Origin of the sequence: Candidatus Uabimicrobium helgolandensis, assembly GCF_041508025.1 — a bacterium.
Classification (GTDB): domain Bacteria; phylum Planctomycetota; class Uabimicrobiia; order Uabimicrobiales; family Uabimicrobiaceae; genus Uabimicrobium; species Uabimicrobium helgolandensis.
Genome location: NZ_CP165719.1, coordinates 7,075,995 through 7,098,324 on the forward strand (window position 1 = coordinate 7,075,995; position 22,330 = coordinate 7,098,324).

The 22,330-nt window shown below is 34.6% G+C and carries 14 protein-coding genes; 12 read left to right on the plus strand and 2 right to left on the minus strand.

Features of this window, described 5'->3' with window-relative positions; genetic code table 11:
• Window positions 1–42: 42 nt before the first annotated feature.
• Window positions 43–1,152, minus strand: coding sequence for a tRNA dihydrouridine synthase (locus tag UABHE_RS26270; protein ID WP_372366281.1), 1,110 nt, complete (start codon window positions 1,150–1,152; stop codon window positions 43–45).
• Window positions 1,153–1,394: 242 nt separating this feature from the next.
• Between UABHE_RS26270 and UABHE_RS26275 the strand changes: the two genes are divergently transcribed.
• Genes UABHE_RS26275 through hemL form a run of 3 tightly spaced genes read left to right on the plus strand, consistent with a single transcriptional unit; the run spans window position 1,395 to window position 6,296 of the window.
• Window positions 1,395–3,023, plus strand: a complete 1,629-nt coding sequence (locus tag UABHE_RS26275; protein ID WP_372366282.1) for a hypothetical protein — start codon at window positions 1,395–1,397, stop codon at window positions 3,021–3,023.
• An 8-nt stretch (window positions 3,024–3,031) separates the two neighbouring features.
• A complete protein-coding gene (locus UABHE_RS26280) occupies window positions 3,032–4,999 on the plus strand; it encodes a VWA domain-containing protein (RefSeq protein ID WP_372366283.1) in 1,968 nt (655 codons plus the stop codon).
• A 10-nt stretch (window positions 5,000–5,009) separates the two neighbouring features.
• Window positions 5,010–6,296 carry a glutamate-1-semialdehyde 2,1-aminomutase gene (gene hemL / locus UABHE_RS26285; RefSeq protein ID WP_372366284.1) on the plus strand — a complete coding sequence of 429 codons (1,287 nt, stop codon included), beginning with the start codon at window positions 5,010–5,012 and terminating at the stop codon, window positions 6,294–6,296.
• Window positions 6,297–6,386: 90 nt separating this feature from the next.
• Here the strand turns inward: hemL and UABHE_RS26290 are convergent, their stop codons facing one another.
• Window positions 6,387–7,589, minus strand: a complete 1,203-nt coding sequence (locus UABHE_RS26290; RefSeq protein WP_372366285.1) for a serine/threonine protein kinase — start codon at window positions 7,587–7,589, stop codon at window positions 6,387–6,389.
• 689 nt (window positions 7,590–8,278) lie between these two features.
• Here UABHE_RS26290 and UABHE_RS26295 point away from each other — a divergent pair.
• The 9 genes from UABHE_RS26295 to UABHE_RS26335 all read left to right on the plus strand — a co-directional run bounded on the left by UABHE_RS26295 (window position 8,279) and on the right by UABHE_RS26335 (window position 22,193).
• Complete coding sequence (locus UABHE_RS26295; RefSeq protein ID WP_372366286.1) at window positions 8,279–8,749, plus strand: hypothetical protein; 471 nt, start codon at window positions 8,279–8,281, stop codon at window positions 8,747–8,749.
• 607 nt (window positions 8,750–9,356) lie between these two features.
• Window positions 9,357–10,262: a DUF445 domain-containing protein gene (locus UABHE_RS26300; RefSeq protein WP_372366287.1), complete on the plus strand. Its 906-nt coding sequence runs from the start codon at window positions 9,357–9,359 to the stop codon at window positions 10,260–10,262.
• Window positions 10,263–10,444: 182 nt separating this feature from the next.
• Window positions 10,445–11,521: a hypothetical protein gene (locus UABHE_RS26305; protein WP_372366288.1), complete on the plus strand. Its 1,077-nt coding sequence runs from the start codon at window positions 10,445–10,447 to the stop codon at window positions 11,519–11,521.
• Window positions 11,518–13,029, plus strand: coding sequence for a hypothetical protein (locus tag UABHE_RS26310; protein ID WP_372366289.1), 1,512 nt, complete (start codon window positions 11,518–11,520; stop codon window positions 13,027–13,029). The genes UABHE_RS26305 and UABHE_RS26310 overlap by 4 nt, the downstream gene beginning before the upstream one ends.
• A gap of 114 nt (window positions 13,030–13,143) precedes the next feature.
• Window positions 13,144–17,406 carry a hypothetical protein gene (locus UABHE_RS26315; protein ID WP_372366290.1) on the plus strand — a complete coding sequence of 1,421 codons (4,263 nt, stop codon included), beginning with the start codon at window positions 13,144–13,146 and terminating at the stop codon, window positions 17,404–17,406.
• A gap of 282 nt (window positions 17,407–17,688) precedes the next feature.
• Window positions 17,689–18,717: a tol-pal system YbgF family protein gene (locus UABHE_RS26320; protein WP_372366291.1), complete on the plus strand. Its 1,029-nt coding sequence runs from the start codon at window positions 17,689–17,691 to the stop codon at window positions 18,715–18,717.
• A complete protein-coding gene (locus UABHE_RS26325; protein WP_372366292.1) occupies window positions 18,710–19,285 on the plus strand; it encodes a hypothetical protein in 576 nt (191 codons plus the stop codon). The genes UABHE_RS26320 and UABHE_RS26325 overlap by 8 nt, the downstream gene beginning before the upstream one ends.
• Before the next feature lie 8 nt (window positions 19,286–19,293).
• Window positions 19,294–19,644: a hypothetical protein gene (locus tag UABHE_RS26330; RefSeq protein WP_372366293.1), complete on the plus strand. Its 351-nt coding sequence runs from the start codon at window positions 19,294–19,296 to the stop codon at window positions 19,642–19,644.
• Complete coding sequence (locus UABHE_RS26335) at window positions 19,641–22,193, plus strand: M14 family zinc carboxypeptidase (RefSeq protein WP_372366294.1); 2,553 nt, start codon at window positions 19,641–19,643, stop codon at window positions 22,191–22,193. Before UABHE_RS26330 ends, UABHE_RS26335 begins: the two co-directional genes overlap by 4 nt.
• The last annotated feature ends 137 nt before the right edge of the window (window positions 22,194–22,330 follow it).

Genomic DNA, 22,330 nt, shown 5'->3' on the forward strand with positions numbered 1-22,330 from the left:
GGGCGATCTAAAACTTTAAATGTTATTATTTCACTATTGTAACTACTCCATACATTCTGTACCAACACCACGATCAAGTTTACGATCCATATCATACTTAGGATCATAACCGTGTTTTATATGCTGTGCTTCTTTAAAAGACAAACCTTGGTAACGCACTAAATCTTTAGGAAGAGTCGCGGCAAACTCTTTAAATAAGATACGCGCTTCTTTAAGAGAATCTACATGTTGCAACTTACTACGAAACGGTTTACAACCTGGATATCCTTTGGCATACCACACAAAATACTTACGCGCCATTCTCGTAGTCGGGACATTATCTCCGTAGTGCTCTTCATGGTACTGTAACTGTCGCAATATTACATCTAGCCATTCTTCGCAAGTAGGGTGCAGCACTTTCCCTTCGAGAATTTCGCGAAAAATCCACGGATTCCCCAACGCTCCGCGACTAATCATAATCGCATCACATCCTGTTTGTTTCTGCATTTGCACAGCCGATTCCCAATCAAATATATCGCCATTTCCAACAGCAACAATATCCGATTTTTCCTGTTTCCCAGCACTAACACCATCACCTATTTTCTTAAAGTCAACAGGATTAGAGTAATTCTGTTGTGCAGTACGCCCGTGAATGGTAAACATTTCGACATCATTTTTCACAGAACATAACGCTGAATCTTCTACATTTATTTTATCAAAACCAATGCGAAACTTTGTCGACAGAGGCTTAGATGTTACTGCGCGCACAGCGGCCACTACTTCAGCCATATATTCTGTGTCTTTAGTTATAGCACTTCCACAATTAGCCTTAACCACTTTTTTTACTGGGCACCCCATATTTATATCAATAGTATCAAAATTTTCTTGGTCGAGTTTTTCAACAGCCCGCGCTAACTCTTGTGGTGTAGGCCCTGTTACTTGAACACCCAATATCTCTTCACTCGGGTGTCGAGCTCTCATACGCAAAGTTTTCGCATTCACATAATTAACTGCATTTGCCGATAACATTTCGACATATGTTAAACCAGCGCCAAATTCTTGGCAAATTCGGCGAAAAGGTATATCACTTACTCCTGCTAATGGTGCAAGAAATATGCGATTTTTCAGTTTTAAATTGCCAATGTTAATAGGCTGCGTAAAAAAATTCTCCATGCAATTTATCCCTTAAATACAGAAATATTTCTTTCGTTTATTTTATGAAATGCGAAAATGAAAGCAATTTAATTTCATTTTTTCACGCGATCTCCATTAAATTTTTTGAAAAAATATAACATTAAATATACAATAATGCTAGACCACATGCACTAAGCATCAGATAATTTTTGTTTGGATAACTTTTTTTATCCGACGATGCGCTTAAACTTTCGAATTATTTATTTAAACAAAGGGATAAAATGAACACTTTTTCAGACAGAATGTCTACTTTTACTCAAGAGGTCCTCACGCGATTTGCCGATGAATTACCAGAAGAAACTTTCCATAGAGTTTCTGATATCGTATTACGCGAATTACAATACCAACAAATACAAGAAAAAATATATGTACCTCTAAAAGAATTCCTGGATGCTTTGCAAAAAAATTCTGACACTAATAAAAAAATAATCAAACGTATAGATGCAATGCTAGCAAGTAATGTCCAGCAGCTACAACGTGATGACAAACAAATGAATATATTGCAAGATTTGAAAAAAGAACAAGCGTCTTTTAACAATAGCGTTCAGCACTTAAGCGAAGAAGTAGAAACAAACCTTCAACAACAACTAATTTCCAACATAAAACAAGAATGCAGTGAAATAGTACATAGCATTTCGCAAAAAATGGAAAATGCAACCGTTCAACACAACAAAGACAATACTAGTATTTCTAACCAAATAAGCATGCTTATTGAAATACACAAACAATTCATAGATGAATTTAAAAATAGTGATGTAGCTCAATCAATAGAAAAAGCAACTTCAAAAATAGAAGATCTTCAAAAAGAGTCTATAGAAAAAATGTCGGTGCAGTTGGATAATATTCCAGAACTAATTCAATCAGAGATTCTTGAAGCAATAGATCAACAAGAAATATTAGATACTCTAAAAGAACAACAAAATTTTATATCAAACAAACTTGAAGAGCGAATTGATTCAGCACCTTCTTTAGAAGAGTCGCAAGTTTTATTGCAACCTATACAAGAAGCTGTTCTTGATCAAGGAGGACAATTAGAGTCCATGCTTGGTAACATTCAAGACTCTATAGCCGAGTTACAAATTCAAAACGCTGAAGTTGCAGAAGAAAGCACAACAACATCGCAAACAACTCCAAATGTGACACCACAAGAAATAGAACAAAAGATATCCAAACTTTTTGAGCCTTTGGTTTTAAAATTGGAAGACGCTCTTTTAGAAAACATACGTCCCAAAGACTTGGATACAATGAAAAAAAGCCTGGCCAAAATGATGGAAACTGGATTTTGGCGTATAGAACAACTAGTGGAAAACAATGCTTCTCCTGAAAACGAATCAGAACCTAATTTACGTAAAGAAACTTCGAGCTCTATTAAAAATCAATTGCAAAAAATAGAGAACTTACTAAACGAAAAAACAGCAGATACGACTACAAATAACCACGAATCAATTATAAAAGAGCTAAACAAAAGCACACAAGACATAACTAAACACGTTATTGACGATATCAATACTCATTTTAGCGAACTAAATTTCTCTGAGAAACTAACAACGATTGAAGATAAACTAGAAAAAATCAATGAACAACATCTCAACATAATGCAAAAAAAGCTCGATGATATTACTCACCATGTGCAAGAATCACATGAGCACTATCAAAAGCTTCAAGAATCAATTACAAATGTTGAAAACAAAGTTTTAAGCTTGGCCATCGAAATAGATAACAATAAAGAACCTAAAGTTGCTATTACATGTCCTCATTGTGCACAAGAAGTAACAGGTGTTCCCTCAATGGAAGGGCAACGAGTTTTGTGTCGCCATTGTCGCGAAGAATTTACTTTTCCTAAACCGTGAGATAAAATATGTTGAATAATTTCTTAGTTCCAAGCGCTCTTTGGTGGTTACTACTCATTCCTTGCGTTATATTGCTATACTTTTTAAAGCTAAAAAGACAAGAATATGTATTCTCATCTACCTTGTTATGGCAAAAAGTAGTTAATGACATGCGTGTGAATAGTCCTTTTCAAAAACTAAAAAACAATTTACTGTTGTTTCTGCAAATATTACTACTGCTTCTTACTATTTTTGCTCTCGCTAGACCTTTTCTCTCTCAACAAGCTTTACAAGGACGCAATATTGTTCTTATTATTGACACATCTACAAGTATGAAAGCATTAGATGAAGAGGGAAAGTCGCGTTTATCTCGCGCCAAGCAAAAAGCTTGGGAGATGGTTGCCGATTTAAATAACGATGACAGAATGATGATTGTTACTTTTAACTCTCATTCTAAAATCGTCCAAACATTTACCCACGTTAAGACAAAGCTAAACAGCAGTATTCAAAATATTAGTGCTGTTGATACATATACAAACATATCAGAAGCGCTCGATATAGCAAAAGCAATGGTAAACAAAATATCATCACCTAGTATATTCATACTTACAGATGGTCGCATTGATTCTTTGGATAAATTACTAAACGAGTATATGACAAACAAAGATCCTGTCATTCCGCAAATCATAATATGCGGACAAAGCAGTAATAATGTTGCCATCACCGCTTTTGACATTAAGAAAAATCAAAATACCAACGATTATCAAGCTTTTATTCAGCTACAAAATTTCGGACAAGGAAATGTAGAAGTGGTGGTAGAATTAAACATCAATGGTCAAGTATCGCAAGATAATATGCGTTTGGTGGAGTTGGGAGGAGGAGATGTCCGCGGTGTTATACTTAATAAGCTCAAACTTCCCACAGGAATTATCGCAGCAAAAATAAATATTGAACAAGGAAAAGACTACCTCAAAGAAGACAACTATGCATGGTTCATTGTTCCTCCCGATTTAAAAAAGAAAATATGCTTAGTTGGATCAGGAAATTTCATTCTACAAAAAGCTCTACACTCTCACGATGAAAATCTTTGGTTGTTAACATTAGATGAGTATAATGAAAAAAGTAAGAAAAAAGATTCGCAACTTCGAAAATACGACATAATTGTATTTGATCAAGCAAGTCCTAAACGCATCTTACCAGGTGTTGGCAATATATTTTTTAATTGTGTTCCTCCTCAACAAGATGTAAAAAGCAGTGGCGAACTAAATAATAAGTATGGATTTAAAGTCGTAGATCAGAACTCATTACACCCTATTATGCGCTTTGTCGATTTACGTAAATTTTATCTTGGTAAAATCATGGAAATTTCATGGCCAGAAGACACAACTCCTCTTCTTGAAGTCGAAGGACAAATGGTTGTTGGCCTAATCACAAGACAAAATGTTTATTCACTTGTTGTAGGTTTTGATATATTTCAATCGGGTTGGCCTTTTGATCGGACCTTTCCTATCTTTATTGCCAACACTATTTCTTGGTATAAAGGTATACACAATCAACCAAATATTATCACTAGTGATATCGCCAGGGTACAATTTTTCGAAGACACCGAAAGTGTAAATGTAACTCATAAAGACCAAAAAATCTTTTCACAAAAAATCACCGCAAACAATATTCGTTTTCCGCAAACAAAAAAAATGGGTGTCTACCGTTTCGATGGCTATGATGCGCATAAAAATTTAGTAGAGACGCGTTATATTGCTGCTAATTTATTTTCTTTAGACGAAAGTCGTATTGCGCCTATTACCGAACTTAAACTAAAGAAACAAAACATCGCTTCGCGCGATCTCCTTGCAATCAACCGCGAAATTTGGCAATATTTACTGCTCGCTGCTTTTTTTGTTTTATTAATAGAGTGGTATCTATTCCATCGTCGCTCTTTTTCTTTTAACTTTCGCAAAAGTAATGGTTTTTTTACAAAACATTTTCTAGCAAAATAAGGTAAACAACATGGATCAAACAAAAAGTAAAGCGCTTTTTGAAAAAGCTTGTAGTGTTATTCCTGGAGGAGTAAACTCTCCTGTTCGTGCTTTTAAAAGCGTTGGTGGAACTCCACCATTTATATCACATGCAAAAGGTGCCCATATTTTTGATGTTGATGGCAATAAATATATAGATTTCGTAGGTAGCTGGGGTCCTATGATTTTAGGACATGCTCATGACGAGGTCCTCAAAGAAATTGCCAACATTATTCAAAAAGGAACAAGCTTTGGCGCGCCAACAGAGCTAGAAATAACAATGGCAGAAACCATCACTGAACGCGTTCCAGCAGCCGAGGTTGTACGCTTAGTTAATAGCGGAACAGAAGCAACAATGAGCGCTATCCGCTTAGCACGAGGAGTAACAAAACGCGATAAGTGCATAAAATTTAATGGCTGTTATCATGGACACGGCGATTCATTCCTCATAGCAGCTGGCTCAGGAGCAACAACTTTAGGTATTCCTAATTCTCCTGGAGTAACGAAAGCAACCGCCCAAGATACACTTCTCGCCGACTTTAATAACATTGAATCGGTCAAACAACTTTTCGAAACCTACCCGCAAGATATTTCTTCTGTGATTATTGAACCTGTAGCTGGAAACATGGGATGTATCCCTCCGCAAGAAAATTTTCTACAAGAGCTACGAACGTTATGTAGTCAGTACGGAGCGCTACTAATTTTTGACGAAGTCATGACAGGGTTTCGCATCGCTCGCGGAGGTGCAAACGAACTATACAATGTTCAACCTGATTTACTATGTTTTGGTAAAGTCATTGGTGGCGGAATGCCAATAGGTGCTTATGGCGGGAAAAAAGAATTCATGGATCAAGTAGCTCCTGTAGGTCCTGTATACCAAGCAGGTACGCTCAGTGGAAATCCCGTTGCAGTAACTGCTGGCCTAGAAACGCTCAAACGGTTAACTCCACAGGTATACACAACACTTGAGCAAATGGGGAGTTACATGGAATCAAAACTGACACAGATTATCACGAAAAACGGCTACCCTTTGTCACAAACAAGAGTTGGTAGTATGATATGTTTATTTTTTACCGAAAACAAAGTCAACAATTTTGAAGATGTAAAAAAATGTGACCTAGAAAAATTTAACCTTTTCTTTCATGAAATGCTCAAATCAGGTGTTTATTTAGCTCCAAGTCAATTTGAGGCGGGATTTTTAGGTGTTTGCCATACTAAAGAAATTATCGATGAGGTTGCCGATAAAGCGCAGAAGGCATTATCCGTTGTTTTTGGCTAAACACAAAAAAACTGAGTCTTATACCAAGATCAAATATAATCGCTCGATCTTGGTATAGGAAACAGGACAAAAAACTAACTCCCACACATACTAACTAATATTTTCGATAATACCACTTAGCTTTTCAGCCAATTCATCCATTCCTTCTTCAGTATTTTTATATGCACTTACACGTTGCCCTTTAAAATCAAAAGGGAGCTTTTCAATATCTTGGGTTAAAAGAATGGTTGGTTTTTGTAAGTGGTGGGCAATCCCTACTTCAAAAGCAACATTAGGATTTGTTTGTTCTGCCCCTGGAACAGGACTTAGGTCACCAATAATAAAGGTCGCTTCGCTAATCCCTTCTTCTATTTCTTGCCAAATATTCGCAGGCATAAAATTCTCGTCTACACGTACAGGTTTAAAACGATGCTTTTGGCACACAATTTTTATAGTATTGTACACTATATCAAAATGAGAGTGAAACGGCATAGCGATAAAAACGGTACCAACAGGACTTTTATATAGCTCTTTAGTAACAACATCTTTAATTGTTTCTAACGATGCACGCTCTTCAGGGTTTGCAACAAATATTTTTTGCAATAAATCATCTAAACATCGAGGAATGCCTGAAAATGTATTTAAACGTTTGTATTCACCGCGAAGAATAGTCTGGGATGTCGAAAGCTCAACACTACCTTCAAATGGGTATTCTCCAGTCAACATTCGATATAAAGCAACTCCTAAACCCCAAACATCTTGCTTGCAATTAATAGGTAGCCTTCCAACCCACTCTGGTGAGGTATAACGACTATCCATAAGTTCTTCGCGATATTCTTCATAACTGTCTTCTGTGCGATTTGCTAGATTAAAACCGCTCAAATAAAACTTGTTGTTTGTAACGAGAATATTTTGCAAGTGAATATTTTGGTGCACCACCTCTTTTTGTTTTAAAAACTCAAGAACTTCACATAAATGAAGTACATGTGTTAGTGCTTCATCTACGCTTATTTTTTCTTGCTCCTTCAAGATGCTTTCTATAGATCTTAAGTTAAGATCAGGCCAATTAAAAACAAGATACATCATTTTTCCATCTTCGAAAGCATCAAATATAGGTAAAATTTTTGAATGGTTTAATTCGCCAAGTAATTGTGCTAAAAATTTCAGTCGTTTTTGTAAATCTATGTCACTAGATGATGGAGAAGCTTCAATGACAACTTCTCTTCCTAAATAAGGGTGTCTTGCAGCGTAAAGCATTGTTTTCTCTGTAGATCCAATACATTTAATAACTTCGTAATGCCCAAGTTTCGCCATTACATACCTTCCTTTCAATCAAAAAAACCAAACCACATACTTAGCTTCAAATTAATCTTGTATTTTGTACAAAAAAAATCACATGTTTGTATTATTTTAGAATGTACTATGTCTAGTAGAAAGTTTGCTATTTTTACGTTCCTAAACCCGATCCCGCATAAATACAACATAAATCCAAGTATGTTGACAATAGTGCAAAAACATAATTGTATGTATCAAATATTGGTAATATCCAAGATAAATTTTCAATTATCTTGATATAAATTAGTGCTTACGTTTACTTGTTTAATTAGCTGAATTTCTGGGAACGGGAACAGGATCGAGCTCGGAGTCGTAGTTTTATTTCAACTAGCGCAAATCACAATATACTTTATTGAGTATCAGTATATTTATACGGAATTTTCAAAATATTATTTGACAAATCTCCAGTAAAAAGTGAAAATCAAAAGTACAATCGTGTGAAATTTTACTCCTTAGTCTATTTTAAAATTGTAAAAAATAGCTAAGCAAATAACATTCACTTAGGAATGTGATGAAAAAAAATATGCCAAGTTTTTCATGGCAGTTTTGTTTGTTGGAATATATAAAAACATTGTTCTGTAACTTACAAACAAAATTGATGAACAAAAAATCATGTAAAACAGTAAATTTTTTTCCTCCACACCCCTTAAAATAAAAGACAATTAACTATGCAAATACATATTCCTTCTCTTCTTATCGGTTTTGTTATTGCTTTTATTATAGCATCTATTTTTGTAATGATTGCATTTGAAATACGCAAAAAAAGAGCTCTTGCATTCACAAAACGCTTTGCCATTATATCTGAAGGTTTGAGTAGTTTAAAAGCTCTATCTTTTCGTGTATGTAATCAACTTCATCGTTTAAAATCAGAATCTGACTCTGAGGTCGTAAAAAAACACCTCAAGGGAGTGAATGTCATCTTCGAAAAAATGTCGGCAGGAATGATGCCTCCTACCGAAGAAATCGCACTAGAGGCACTTCAAGGGCGTAGTGGTTCATCAGAAGAAAGAGCCTATGAAGATAGTAAAAAATTCCGCGATGATATCCGCTGGCTTAGACAGCAAATAGAAAAAAATGGTGTTGAAGGCCTTAGTGAAACAAGTAAAAGCGGTAAGAAGTCGCAAGTCAAACTTGTATAAGTTTGCACAACAAGCCGGTATTCACCGGCTCTGCCTTTATCTCAAAAGTTTAAGATAATTACAATTCTCTATCAAAAACACACCAAAACAGATTCACATTCATTCCCCTTCAAACACTATTCAAGAGCAAAGCTACATTAAATTTACATTTGTTGAATAAAAGTGTGACCTTATTTTATATTTGCCAAAAAATAGTTTTTTTGTAAAATAAAATGAACGAAACTCTGTTAGAGCGTATTGACATTTAAGTTTTTGTGTAGTATGAGTTATCTTAGGGAGTAGCAAAGCACTTTGAAAGCGCACGATTATACTCCGTAAAAGAAAAGTAACCCAACTAATCTCTAAAAGCCAAAATTAAATGTTAACACCCCTAGTCTCAATTTAATAATCTAAAAGCATGATTTTTCGATTCTGCATTTTTCTTGGCAAAGCAACCAACTCAGTTTTTTTATGGAGCACTTATACAATTTTTGTTGAGTATATAAAGAAATATCGAAGAAAGATATTTCACGAGGAAACACAACTTCCGTTTCCGTCTAGCAAAACCCAATCAGAGTACACAATAGAAAGTTTAGCTTTTCGCTCCGGAAAAAGCCTAAGATTTGCAGTGCGTATTTTCACTCCTTGTTGTTTGTTGTTATTTACATTAAGTTTCTTGTGGAATCCTCACCAAATAGTTAGATCTTGCTCAATTGCTGGCTTAATTGGTTTTGGAACAAATTGGATTGCTGTAAAAATGCTTTTTTGGCCACGGTACCCAAGACCCATTTTTGGTCACGGCCTCATTCCTTCTCAAAGAGATGACTTGGTCGAAAAAATAACTTGTGAAGTTTCTGAAAAATTAATAAACGAAGAATTAATTAGGCAAAAAATAGAAAATAGTGGCATACTACAACGTATTACATCATCATTGAACGAAAAACTAAAAGAGCTCACGACTGACAAAGAATTCCAGGAAGACACAAAAAAATTATTATCGAGTTACATAGTAAAAATATCAGAAGATGCCAACTTTAGAGAACAAGTAAAAAGCATTTCTGTTTCAAAATTAGAAAACGTTGTTGGAAAAGTTTTAAAAAAAAAGTTATTCACTAAAATAAATGATATTTGGAAGCTACCCCTTAATGATATTGTAGATCGCATTATAAATAAAGTATCAGAACTTCTTATATCAATAATAGAGGATATGGACATAGTGCTAGAAAATATTCCACATGCAATAGATTCTCACCGAGAAGCAATAGAAGGCGTACTATTGAAAACGCAAATGGGATTGATTCAAGAAATAGATATACGTAAAATTATCACAACTCAATTGCAAACAATTTCGGCTGAACAACTAGAACAAGGGTTTAGAGAATTCTCCGACGACAAACTTACTTTTATAACACTTTTAGGTGGAGTGTTGGGTTTTATAGGTGGATTTGTTATCATTTGGCCAACAATTTCAATTGCAGTTATGATAATTATTGTTTCCATATTAATCTGTTTAGATAGACTAATCGGTGGATAAAAGCCAAAGCATATCCATTTCTAAACTTTATTAGGACGTGCCCCTATCTAAAATTTTGCAAAATTCTAGTTATTGTGGACAATAGCACAGCACTTTGAAGGTGCATAATATTGTTATGTGCCTGAATTGCTTTTTCATTTTCAAAGCGATTACGACCCACTAATCTTTAAAGAAAGAAACCCATGAATCACAAGAAGGACTACAAAAAAAAACCCAAGAAGCCGACACAACACAGCAGCAAAGTGAAATACTTCATGCGTAAGTATCACATGGATGAAGCCACAGCCTTAGAAATAGCGACAGGAGTTGTTCCTATAGAACTTTGGCTAGAAAAACAAAGGCTATATAAACAAAATATGGTTGCCAAGAAAAAATTACAGCATGAGTTAAAAAAATTTACACCAAACGGCACTTTAACGATAAATAACATTGTACAAATTCTTGGATCTTCATTTTCTTCCGAGGAATACCAAAAACAACATCAAAATTTTGTAAAAAAAGAAGAAGAAATCTTAGAACTAACAAAAAAATATGAAATGCCTATTCCGATAGCCAAGTCTATAATTGACAAAAAATTTACTTTAGAAGAATATTTTAAAGCAAACGAACAGAAAGAAATTCGTAAAGAAAAAGCTTTACAAATTAAAAAAGCTCATGCTGATATTCCACTAGAAACATGTTATAAATTAATTGATAATAACCTTAACGTAGATGAATACATCGAGCAGCAAGATTTAAAAGAAAAAAAGCGCGGTATCTGGTACAAAAACTACCTAAAAGACCGCTTGCAGGACAATGAACCTCTAAACAATTATCTGCAAAAACTGAAGAAAAGTAAAAGTCTTGTTACCTTTCACTTATATGATATGAAATCAAAAATTGGAATCGTTCATTCCTACACTCCATACGAACTCAAAATTTTATGCAATCGTAAGCTAATTACAATCCCTAAACTAGATATCAAATACTTTTGCCGCGATCGAAACAATGAACTCATCCTAAAATCACTAACTATAAATCGCGATTTGCAAAAATCTCCTATTCTACCAAGTAAAAACCCACAAGAAAGATTTAAGTTACCTCTCGAGGAACTCAAAAAGGATACAAAAATAGAAATATTTCTTGGAGAAGGAGAACAAGTTACAGGTTACATAGATTGGTTTTCTAAATACGATATAAAAATGAAACTACAACCAACTTCTCGCTATAGCTTAATGATTTTTCAACATGCAATTACTAACATAAATATTTTAACATGACCTTAAAACTTCCCGATTTCATTGATATACACTACCAAAGGCTTTCGCAAGAAATTGATATAGAAGAAAGAAGTTCTATAGTTAGCAATATTTTTTTTAAAACTATTTCCTTTGCTGCTAAGTTACATTTGCTAGAATATGCTCAAAGTAAAAGAGTAGACGACAAGTTCAACTATTGGTTATTTTCCAGATGTGATATTAAAAACATTGACCACTTGCTATCAATAATTGATTACACTAGCAAACAGAAAAAGCAGATAAAAACGGTACTTCCTATAAAAAGTTTTTCGCATATTTTCAATGATATAGCTTTTCAAGAACGTTTTTCTCGTTTGAAATGGTTTCACGATGTTGCTTCTCTAAACAAAAATTTAGAATCAATTTCTGATATTGATGAATCCGAAGAACACTTACAACATTTATTTTTGCTACTAAACTTCATTCAAAATAGCAAATATGTGGTAAGGGATAATGTAACTTTTATAAGGTTCAAACAAAAAGCCTTATCCCTTTCACCTTTTTTTGCTGCGAAATTAGTTGGAAGCGACGGTCTTCATCTTTATGAAAAACCAGCAACAATTAAAGATTTTTCAAAGGAGTGGTTATCTGAAAGCTACACAAAATATCAATCAGAAAAAAAGGGTATTATTAGTTTTCCACAACCGCAAAATGAACAAATGATTGTAATGCCTTGGGTAGAAACATTTTTAGAGGACTCTCTAGAAGAAATTTTTTATTTACCACCTGGCATAAAATTAAAAACAATACTTGTTGAAGGAGCACCGAACACGGGGAAAACAGCTCTATGTGGTTTTATAGATACATTTCTACCTAAAATTGATAGTATTAATAAATACTATGTTTCACCTCAGTCAATTTATCAAGACAGTGCAACTTTCAAATTTTGGTTTTACCGAAGTCTAAAAAATATTTTCGACGTTCAAAAAAATATTGTTAATATCCAGGATCTTGATATAACTATTGCTGCTGGTTGGCAAGAACTTCGGAAAAAGCTAACTGCTAGTGACAAAAAAATTATTTGTTGTATTGACGGCATAAATTTTATGCCAGAAAAAGAATTTCGTCGTTTTTTAACTTTTATAACAGACGATCTTTTTTGTAATATAGTATTTATTTTCTTTAGCAGAACACATACAAAAAATAAAATAGACGCCACTTATAAAATTTGCCTAAATCCTCAAGACAATATTGCCTTTGAAGAAGCTTTTAATCAAACGTATGTAAACAACCTGTTAACAGATTATTTATATGAAAAAGAAACACAAAAAATATTCAATTATCTCGTTAAAGAAAAACAAAGCAATGAATTTACAATAAAAGATTTATCTGAAGAACTAGAAATTTGTACACCGAAAGTGTTAAAATACATTGAGAGTATAAAACCACTATTAGTCTATAACAAAGAAAAACAAACTCTGCGACTATTTGATATTGAAGTATGCCACCAACTAAGTTTGTCTAGCGTAGACAAAAATATCGACCTCTAACGAAAAATGGGCTTCTAGTAGTAAATATAAATTATATGAAAACTTTAAAAAAAATTGTAACTATGCACGCGAACATGACGAGCTTAAAGCAAAATTAATGATGGAGTAGCTGTGATGAACAAAGAAATTACATTTCAGGAATGTTGTAGCTTTATTTATGCCGCTAAACAATATTGCTTGTTTTACGATAAAAATTTAACAGAAGAATTACTAGCTGACTTCAAAAATGATCATGTTCTTATTATTGAAAGTGACAAAGAGCAATATTTAGTTGTTCATGCAGAAAATGAAATCATTGAATATCATTTTGCCAACGACACATTTGTCGAAGAAAACAGCATGTCTCCTTCCTTTAAGGATTCGCTTGTCGATACGAAAGCAGCTTGTTACGCAGTAGGCATTAAAAATCTCAATTATTTTTTAAATGCAAATCCAGGCACACTTTCCACAATACACGAAGAAATTGATTTTGAACTAGCTTTACGCTTACGTAACAGCTTTTTTACAAGCCCTGAAGTTGTGTATGTTATATTTGTATGGACAAATGGTTCGACTCTTTTGTGCCAAAAAGATGACCAAAAAGACAATTTCTTTTTTGGCGATGCACAGGAACTTATTCGTGATCAAAAAGCACTAGAAAAAATTCGCGAAGACTTAGGAAACATACCCTGTTCCCTGAAAGTGCTAAAATCAGAGCCTGATGAAGATTACATCGAAATCAGTCCTGACGTTCAACAAAATAGTTTTGATGCAGGAATGATGGTTGTGGAAATGGATATTCCACGTAGCAAACCAAATCTCGATGCTATCGGCAATGATCAGGTCATAGGAGAAGATTCAATTGTAACATTAGACGAACCTCTTCCTCCTCTAACATCTAGTGATATGGCGATTCTAAGTAAATATGGTATTGACACTATTAAGAAAAAAGACCTGCACAAAGGAATTTTTGAGGGCTCTGTGGTTATTCGCGACGAAGAACTACCACAATTAGGCCCTGATGACATCGAAGTACTCAAAAAATACGGAATAGAAATACCTACCGGCGGTCAAATACAAGAAGAGGAAGAAGAAGAATTCTTAAGCAGTAAGCAATTTGTTTTCGAAGAATCCCAAATTCCTCTTGATGAAGAGTTACCAAGTTTAGGACACGAAGAACTCGAAATATTCGAAAAATACGGTGTTGCTATTAACCAAGAAGAGAAAACAACACCACGCGCTATCCGCGAAGCATTCGAAGATTCGGTTGTGGTCAAAGACCAAGAACTACCAGCTCTTAGTGCAGACGATTTTAATATTCTCAATAAATACGGCATTACTTTAGCACCTGTCAGTAAAGAAAAACAGACTCAAAAAATATCGCGAACACAAACAAGCAAACGCGTACAAAAACCACAGATATCAAAAGATCAGTCACCGCAAAAAGCGCCTACATCACCAAGTCAAAAAAAACGCTTCCCTATAGAACAATATTTAACAAAACAAAACATCATCATTGTTCTAAGTTCTATTATTGCCCTTTTAGTAATATATTGGGGCATGGTTCTCTACAAAAATTACGATGAACGCCAAACAACAATTACTGAGTGTAACAATGTTATAGTTCAACTAGACTCTTACACAGAAGAAATGAAGAAAAAAACAAGTGAAGTAACAGTGATTGTCCAAGAAGTGACTAAAAAATTTCCTTCTAAGCTAGGTTTCCCTGAACCGAGCCCACGTATCACCACAGAGATAAAACGTATAGACCAAGAAATTGTGGGAATAAAAGACACTATTACCGAAGCAAACCGCCTAATAGCTGAAAATAAAGAAAAAGAAGCTTTAACATTCTTGCAAAATAAATTCAAAGGTTATTCGCAAGAAGAGTATAAAAACGAAATAACCAAAACCATTGACAATTTAAAATTAAAAGCAAACCACACGCTTAGTATGGCACAGTATATGAACAACATTCGTATACAAGAATCTTCAGTGCGTCGTGTATTACGTAAATTGCGTGAGAACATTATTTTATTCTCACAACTACACAAATCACTAGATAGTAAACTTTCTATCTTGCAAGAAAAATACCCAGAGTCAAATGGTTACCCATCTGCGCCACAAAGAAGTTCACAATTAGCAGTTAGTACCAAAAAAGACTTAGATAAATGGGGCAGTGCTCTTCAAAAAATAGAAAAACTACTGTTCACAGGTAGCCTAACAGCAGCTTTAAAACAAAGCAATACCTACAAAAATCTATCATCTCCTGATGGTACGGAAATCAAAAACATGATTGAATCCGTAGATCAAACACTTGTAATTTGTGAAACAGAAGCAACAAAGAAAGAACGTAGGCGTCAATACCTTGTGCTTCTACAAGGATCAACAAAAAGCCTGACCACAATAAAAAGTGAGTTAGATATTTTAAGTGCTGATTTGGTCACCCTCCAAAGTTTCGATCAGGCACTAGATATACCAAAAGAAAACCAAGAAACTTTAGCAATTAAAAACAAAGCCGAACAAGAAACTTCTCGCCTAAAACAAGCTATTGAGAATAGTCGAAGTGCAGCACACCAAGGCGATTTTGAAAAAGCCATCGCAATACTAGATGAGGTTTCGGAAGAAACAAACCTACTCATTTCACTAAAACAAGTAAGACAAAGCACAGCAGACACAGTAAAAATCGCTCAGAGTATGAAACAAAAAAGCGAAAAAGGTTTACGTGTTGTTATTCTTTTGCAAAAGATCAAAAAGCAGCTACTTCCTCTTACCGATTTAACATCTTTGCTACAAGAAAAAGTAAACTATGTGCGCACAAACTTCGACCCTGATCGCGAGTCGCGACAATTCTATCGCGCAAGTAAACCTCTTGTCGAAAAATCAAATAGAATGGTCGCACGTTTGAATTCCATATCAAACAATATAAACAAGAAAATAGAACAAGAAAATTTAGATGACGCCATATATATCCTAGAAAATTCATTATCCCTTGCATCAGATTCAGAGAAATACATAACAAAAATTAAAAGGTATCTACAAGAAGCAGAGCGAGTTATCAAAAGAGCACAGTTAATTAAATACGAGAAACAACAAACAGAAAAGCTAAGTGCTTACATCACCAAAATCAAAGATTACTTAGGACAAATGCAGGAAAACATAGATCCATTAAAAAGACAAATCGAAATGATGGAAAGCCGTTATCCTGTATCAGAAGGCTACTCTGAAGTTCCAAAACTTGTTAAATCGAAACTGGCTTCGAGTATATCTCTAGTTGCTAGCCTAAACAACGCAATCAAAGACGGTCAAAAACTCAAAAACAACAAAGAGTGGGACAAGGCAAACAATTTACTTCGTCGTTACGCCAAAGAAAGCAAACTAACACCTGAATTTTTAGCAGAAATAAGCAAATATCGTTATGAAATTCAGGATATGGTTACTGAGGCAATGAAAATCGGCAACAATAAAAATAAAGTATTCCAAATCAAAGATATACTACAAGTATTGCGCGATCGTCGTGGAGCGTTCAAAGGAATGATCCAAAAAATGAGTGAAACAATCAATACTTGGGACAAAAAATACCCAGATGATTTTTTCTTTAAACCACCCAAAGGTGCTCTAAGTATTTTACCTGAGTCCGATATTGAATTTAAAGAGCTTGATGATGTTATTGCTGATGGTGAAGAAGGATTACAAACAGGTGAATATGATAATTCACTGCGTAGTTTAACAAGTTATATGCGCGATGTAATTTCGGTACTCCCAGCAACCAAAGTCGCTTGGGAAAACTTAAAGAAAACACAGAAAAAAAATGAAAAATTACTCAACGATGATAGTTTCAAAACCCAAATAGTTGCCCAGCGACAACAAGAAGCTGTTCTTCAAAAAATAAAACAAGAATGGCGTAAATCTCCAGGCTCTTGGTACTCAAATGTACAAAGTGAAATCAAAACCATTAAATCAATGGAATCGAACATTCGCCGTGCAAGAATAAAAGCACCTATACTCGACTCTCTCAATGGTAACTTAAATTTGATTAAAAACATTCCAATTGAAATGGCAGAGTTAGGAGTAATCGTATACAAAATCAAGAGCGAAAAAGGGCGTTCTGCCGAAGACATACTACAAGAAAAATACAATAGTGCCAATGCACCTCTCGCCAAAAGAAAAATACAACTAACTTTAAATTTCTTACGCACAAAAACAATCGATGTAGATGTTGACTCACACAGCACAAGATTGCGTAAGAGTGTTGTTACCATGCGTAACAAAATAAACAGTTTTCAACCATTAGAAAATAAAGACGTCTCCAACGCAGCAAACGCAATGCGCTTAATTTTAAAAATATTCAAAGATTCTTTCCAAGAAATCGAATCAGAACTAACAAGATTGCGCTAGATGAATTTTTACAATAGTTTGCAATAAATTGAGTCAAATCTAACAAGATTGCGCTAGAACAGATTTTCTTCATGGCAGCGCGGTGTAGGGGCGGTCTTGTGCCGCCCGTATTACAAATATAAAATAAATAACGTTTGTCATTACATCAACACCAGAACATGAGATGAATTTTTACAATAGTCTGCCAAAGTTGGGCGCCCTATCTTATTAAAGCCAAAATATTTTCTATCTTTGTAAAAGGAACACACATTCATTCGCAAAACTACGATCTGCTTCTTATCTTTGCTCATAATTATCTGCGGCTTGTCTTTTGGATTTGGTCTTAGAGAGTTATATATTCGCGCGACCTATTTTTCACAAAAAATCGGCATTGACACAAAAACCAAGTACACACATTCACTTCGGGCGGCTCCCTGGAATTATATAAAAACACAACAGCAAAGCCCTCTTTTACAAACGCAAAAAATCCTAAATACAAACTACTGTTGTAAACAACAAAAGCGAATTATACTAAAAAAATGGGGCGAGCATCTTTTAAAGTTAAAAGAGCACAAACTCCTAAAACTTATCATAGATAGTTTTTCATCCAATTCTCCAGAATACCTCCACCTACAAGCTAATTCTAATAAATCACCTTTTTTATATTTACAAGAATTACATAATAAATTTCCTCACCATATTTACAGTCAAAAATCGCGTAAAGAGTTTTTACTTCTTAAAATAAAAAATAAACAGCTTCTTTCAAGTGCAGATTATTACGAATTGCTAGATTTATTAATATATAAAAACGAATGCGAAACTGCTCTAAAAATGCTAGATAAAAACAACACAAGTCACTTATATTACTTTATAAAAATTCACTATAAGCAACAACAATTTCATAAAGTAGTCAAAAAATCTAAAGATTTTCTTACTACACTTCCCAAAAGTAAATATAATGAAGAAATTCTGTGGAAACTATCATATTCTTTAAGTCATAGACTTAAAGAATGCAAACAGGCTCTCGTATATTACGATATGTATTTGCAAAAATACTTGCACGGCAAATATTTTGCAAATGTACTTCTTGCAAAAGGAGATACATTGATCTGCGTAAATAACCCAGAAAAAGCACTACAATCTTATTTACAACTCATTAAAAGTAACTGTAAACAACATTTAAAACAAATAGCAAGCTACAGTATTGGAAATATCTATTTTAAAAATCATAACCACCACCAAGCAATACTTTTTTGGGAAAAAGCACTAACATATCAAGGAACACTCACCAAAAAAATCGCTCAAAAAATAAAGGAAATTACAAATGACTAATGTAATTGCACTCGACATTGGGCGCGTATGTATAAACTTGAACTATGATGACTGCGCTCAGCTATTAGGATTTTCACACATTGACGATTTTTTTGCTTGCAAAGAAATATGGGCAAAGAATATACTCATGGAAACAGGAAAAATATCAGCAAATGAATTTGCAAGCCAAATACAAAAAGTATTACCCGAAAAAAGTCAGCAACAAATTATAAATGCTTGGCAAGCAATTATAGGCAAGGAAATTTACGGAATACGCGAAATAGTAAAGTTGCTTGCAACTAAAAATAAAATTGTCTTTTTGTCAAATACATCGCAAATTCATTTTACACAAATAAGGAATATGCTTTCTTTTTCCTCTGCGATTGATCAAGCTGTTCTAAGTTTTGAAGTCGGATGTATGAAGCCAAATTTACAAATATACCAAGAATTCGAACGTCAATTTGGACGTCCTCAACTGTTCATTGACGACAAGGAAGAAAATATCCTCAGCGCACAACAAATACACTGGCCATGTTATCACATGGGCAACACCGAAGAATTGCGCAAAATAGTAGATCAATTGATATAGGAAAAAAGATGCATCCAAAAACAAAAATTCTTTTAGAAAAACTGCAACGTGGTGAATACGTAGTAAACTGCGAAGGCGGAAATTCAATGGCTCCAAAAATTAAACATCGCGAACCAGTTGTTCTTGCCCCTATCGAAAGTCCACAATTTTTACAAAAAGGCGATGTTGTTTATTTTAAAAGTAAAGGATCATTTAAAACCCATATTATTTGGACCATAAAAAAAGAAAAAGACAAAACAAGATTTTTAATTACCAATATCAAAGGTAAAAGAGGAGTATGGGTAGCACAAGAAAATATTTTTGCTAAAGTAGTCGCCATAGGAAAACAAGCTTGTGATGAATTTAGGAGTTCACAATGAAAACAGTTCTATTAATATGCGTTTTATGCGTAACAATATGCGCACAGGTTAAATTAGATTATTATTTGCCAAAAGGAGAATATAGTTACGATGAGAACATTCCCACACCTAAAAAATTTCTAGGTTATGAAGTAGGGGAGTGGCATGTAGGACATGATCAACTCATTAATTATATGAAAAAAATAGCACAACTCTCCCCGCGCTTTAGTTTCAGTGAATACGCAAGAAGCTACGAAGCACGCCCACTTATTGTCCTTACTATCACAAGTATTGAAAATCATAAAAACATAGAGGACATACAAAAAAAACATCAGAAATTGCGAAGTGTAAGTACTGATATTAATATCAGTACCATGCCTACTGTAGTTTACATTGGGCACTCTATTCACGGCAATGAACCAAGTGGAGCAAATGCATCCTTGGTAGCTGCGTATTTCTTAGCCGCTGCTCAAGGTGAAGAAGTAGAAAAACTCCTACAAAATACTGTTATTCTTCTAGATCCATGCATGAATCCTGATGGCTTTAATCGTTTTGCAAGTTGGGTAAATTCACATAAAAGTAAAAACGCTATTGCTGCAGCAATCAACCGCGAACATATTGAAGCTTGGCCACGTGGAAGAACAAATCATTATTGGTTTGACCTAAATCGCGACTGGCTTTTAACTCAACACCCCGAAAGCCAAGGCCGAGTAAGAATATTTCAAAAGTGGCAACCGAACATATTGACAGACCATCACGAAATGGGAACCCATGCAACGTATTTTTTTCAACCAGGTGTTCCAGAACGCACTCATCCACTAACTCACTCCAAAAACCAACCTCTCACGAAAAAGATCGCCAAATTTCATGCAAAAAAACTCGATGAGATAGGTTCTCTATATTTTAGTGAGGAACGTTTTGACGATTTCTATTATGGTAAAGGCTCAACATATCCAGATGTACAAGGAGCGATAGGTATACTATTTGAGCAAGCAAGTTCAAGAGGACACTTACAAGAAAGCGAACATGGGCCTCTTTCTTTTCCTTTTACCATACGCAACCAAGTTCAAACGGTATTCTCTACATTAGAAGCGGCCCAAGAACTTCGCAGCGAATTACTTGAATATCGTCGCGAATTTTATGCTTCTTCCCGCAGCTTAGCTCAAAAAGATGAAACGAAAGCTTATATTGTAGGGGACAATAAAGATCCGCAACGTCTACTACAATTTTCTCAACTACTACAAAGACATGACATAAATGTTTATCATTTAGCAAAGCCTATTACCGTTGATGGCTTGGAATACAATGAAGATAACTCTCTTCTTGTCCCTGCTAATCAACCCCAATACCTTCTTATCAAAGCGATATTTGAAAAACGTACATCTTTTGCTGATAACATATTCTATGATGTTTCGGCTTGGACAATGCCTCTCGCTTTTCACTTAAATTATGCTCAGCTAAAAAATAAAGCCCAGCTAACTTATCTTCAAGGTAAAAATTACCAACACCCAACAGTAACTTCTTCTTTTGACAAAAACGCTTACGCTTATTTATTCACTTGGGATAGCTACTATGCTCCTCGCGCGTTAAATCGTTTACTACAAAACAATATCAAGGTAAAAGTAGCGACAAAAAAGTTCTCTGCTATTGTTAATGGACAACAAAGAGATTTCACTTATGGTACAATTCTTGTTCCAATGGGAATTCAATCAGATAAAAAACAAACTTCTCTTCTTATGCAAAAAATTGCCACTGAAGATTACGTTCAGGTTTATAGCGCCAAAACAGGTTTCACTCCAATTGGAATGGATCTAGGTAGTGGCAATTTTCGTTCTATTAAACCTCCAAAAGTGGTTATGATTGTCGGTAGCGGCGTAAACGCTTACGACGCTGGCGAAGTATGGCACCTTTTAGATGCGCGCTTTGATATACCACTAGTCATGGTAGATGTCGAACATTTCTCAAGCTTAAATCTAAATGACTACAATACTCTTGTTATGGTAGACGGTGGCTATAATCTAAATCAAAGTAATGTAAAAAAAGTTCAGTCTTGGTTACAAAGCGGTGGAACGCTAGTTGCTTCTAAACGCGCAATCAACTGGGTTGCTTCAAACCAACTTGCAAGCGTCGCATTTGTTGCAAACGGGACTAATCCTAGCAATCAGAGATTACCATACGCTACGCGGGTAAAAAATGAGGGTGCGCAAATAACTGGTGGAGCTATTCTTCAAGGAAAAGTAGATCTCACTCACCCACTGTTATACGGCTATCATAATGATTTAATTGCGCTATTTCGCCGTGGCAATATGGCTCTAAAAGAAACCCAAAACCCATATGCTGTTCCTGTTCAATACAGTGAAGAACCACTTATTAGTGGCTATATGTCTAAAGAAAACCAACAACACGTCAAAAACACACCCGCAATTGCTGTTTACGGCAAAGGAAATGGTAAAGTTATTTGCATAGCTGATAATCTAAATTTTCGCGCTTTTTGGCTGGGAACAAATAAAATATTCATGAATGCTATACTTTTTGGAAATCTCATAGACAGTGGTTCTACGGAAAGATAAAGACTAAAAAAATAGTAGTTCTATACAAGTATAGGTTTATTGTAATAACGTACAAAATAACTCCAATATAATTCATTCATGATTAAGACTATTGTTTAACATCAAAATATAGTGAACATCAAACATCGCGATGTTTG

Coding starts and splice junctions, on each gene's coding strand:
- UABHE_RS26270 (WP_372366281.1), bottom strand. CDS start 1,152: ATGGAGAATTTTTTTACGCAGCCTATTAACATTGGCAATTTAAAACTG.
- UABHE_RS26275 (WP_372366282.1), top strand. CDS start 1,395: ATGAACACTTTTTCAGACAGAATGTCTACTTTTACTCAAGAGGTCCTC.
- UABHE_RS26280 (WP_372366283.1), top strand. CDS start 3,032: ATGTTGAATAATTTCTTAGTTCCAAGCGCTCTTTGGTGGTTACTACTC.
- hemL (WP_372366284.1), top strand. CDS start 5,010: ATGGATCAAACAAAAAGTAAAGCGCTTTTTGAAAAAGCTTGTAGTGTT.
- UABHE_RS26290 (WP_372366285.1), bottom strand. CDS start 7,589: ATGGCGAAACTTGGGCATTACGAAGTTATTAAATGTATTGGATCTACA.
- UABHE_RS26295 (WP_372366286.1), top strand. CDS start 8,279: ATGCAAATACATATTCCTTCTCTTCTTATCGGTTTTGTTATTGCTTTT.
- UABHE_RS26305 (WP_372366288.1), top strand. CDS start 10,445: ATGAATCACAAGAAGGACTACAAAAAAAAACCCAAGAAGCCGACACAA.
- UABHE_RS26310 (WP_372366289.1), top strand. CDS start 11,518: ATGACCTTAAAACTTCCCGATTTCATTGATATACACTACCAAAGGCTT.
- UABHE_RS26315 (WP_372366290.1), top strand. CDS start 13,144: ATGAACAAAGAAATTACATTTCAGGAATGTTGTAGCTTTATTTATGCC.
- UABHE_RS26325 (WP_372366292.1), top strand. CDS start 18,710: ATGACTAATGTAATTGCACTCGACATTGGGCGCGTATGTATAAACTTG.
- UABHE_RS26330 (WP_372366293.1), top strand. CDS start 19,294: ATGCATCCAAAAACAAAAATTCTTTTAGAAAAACTGCAACGTGGTGAA.
- UABHE_RS26335 (WP_372366294.1), top strand. CDS start 19,641: ATGAAAACAGTTCTATTAATATGCGTTTTATGCGTAACAATATGCGCA.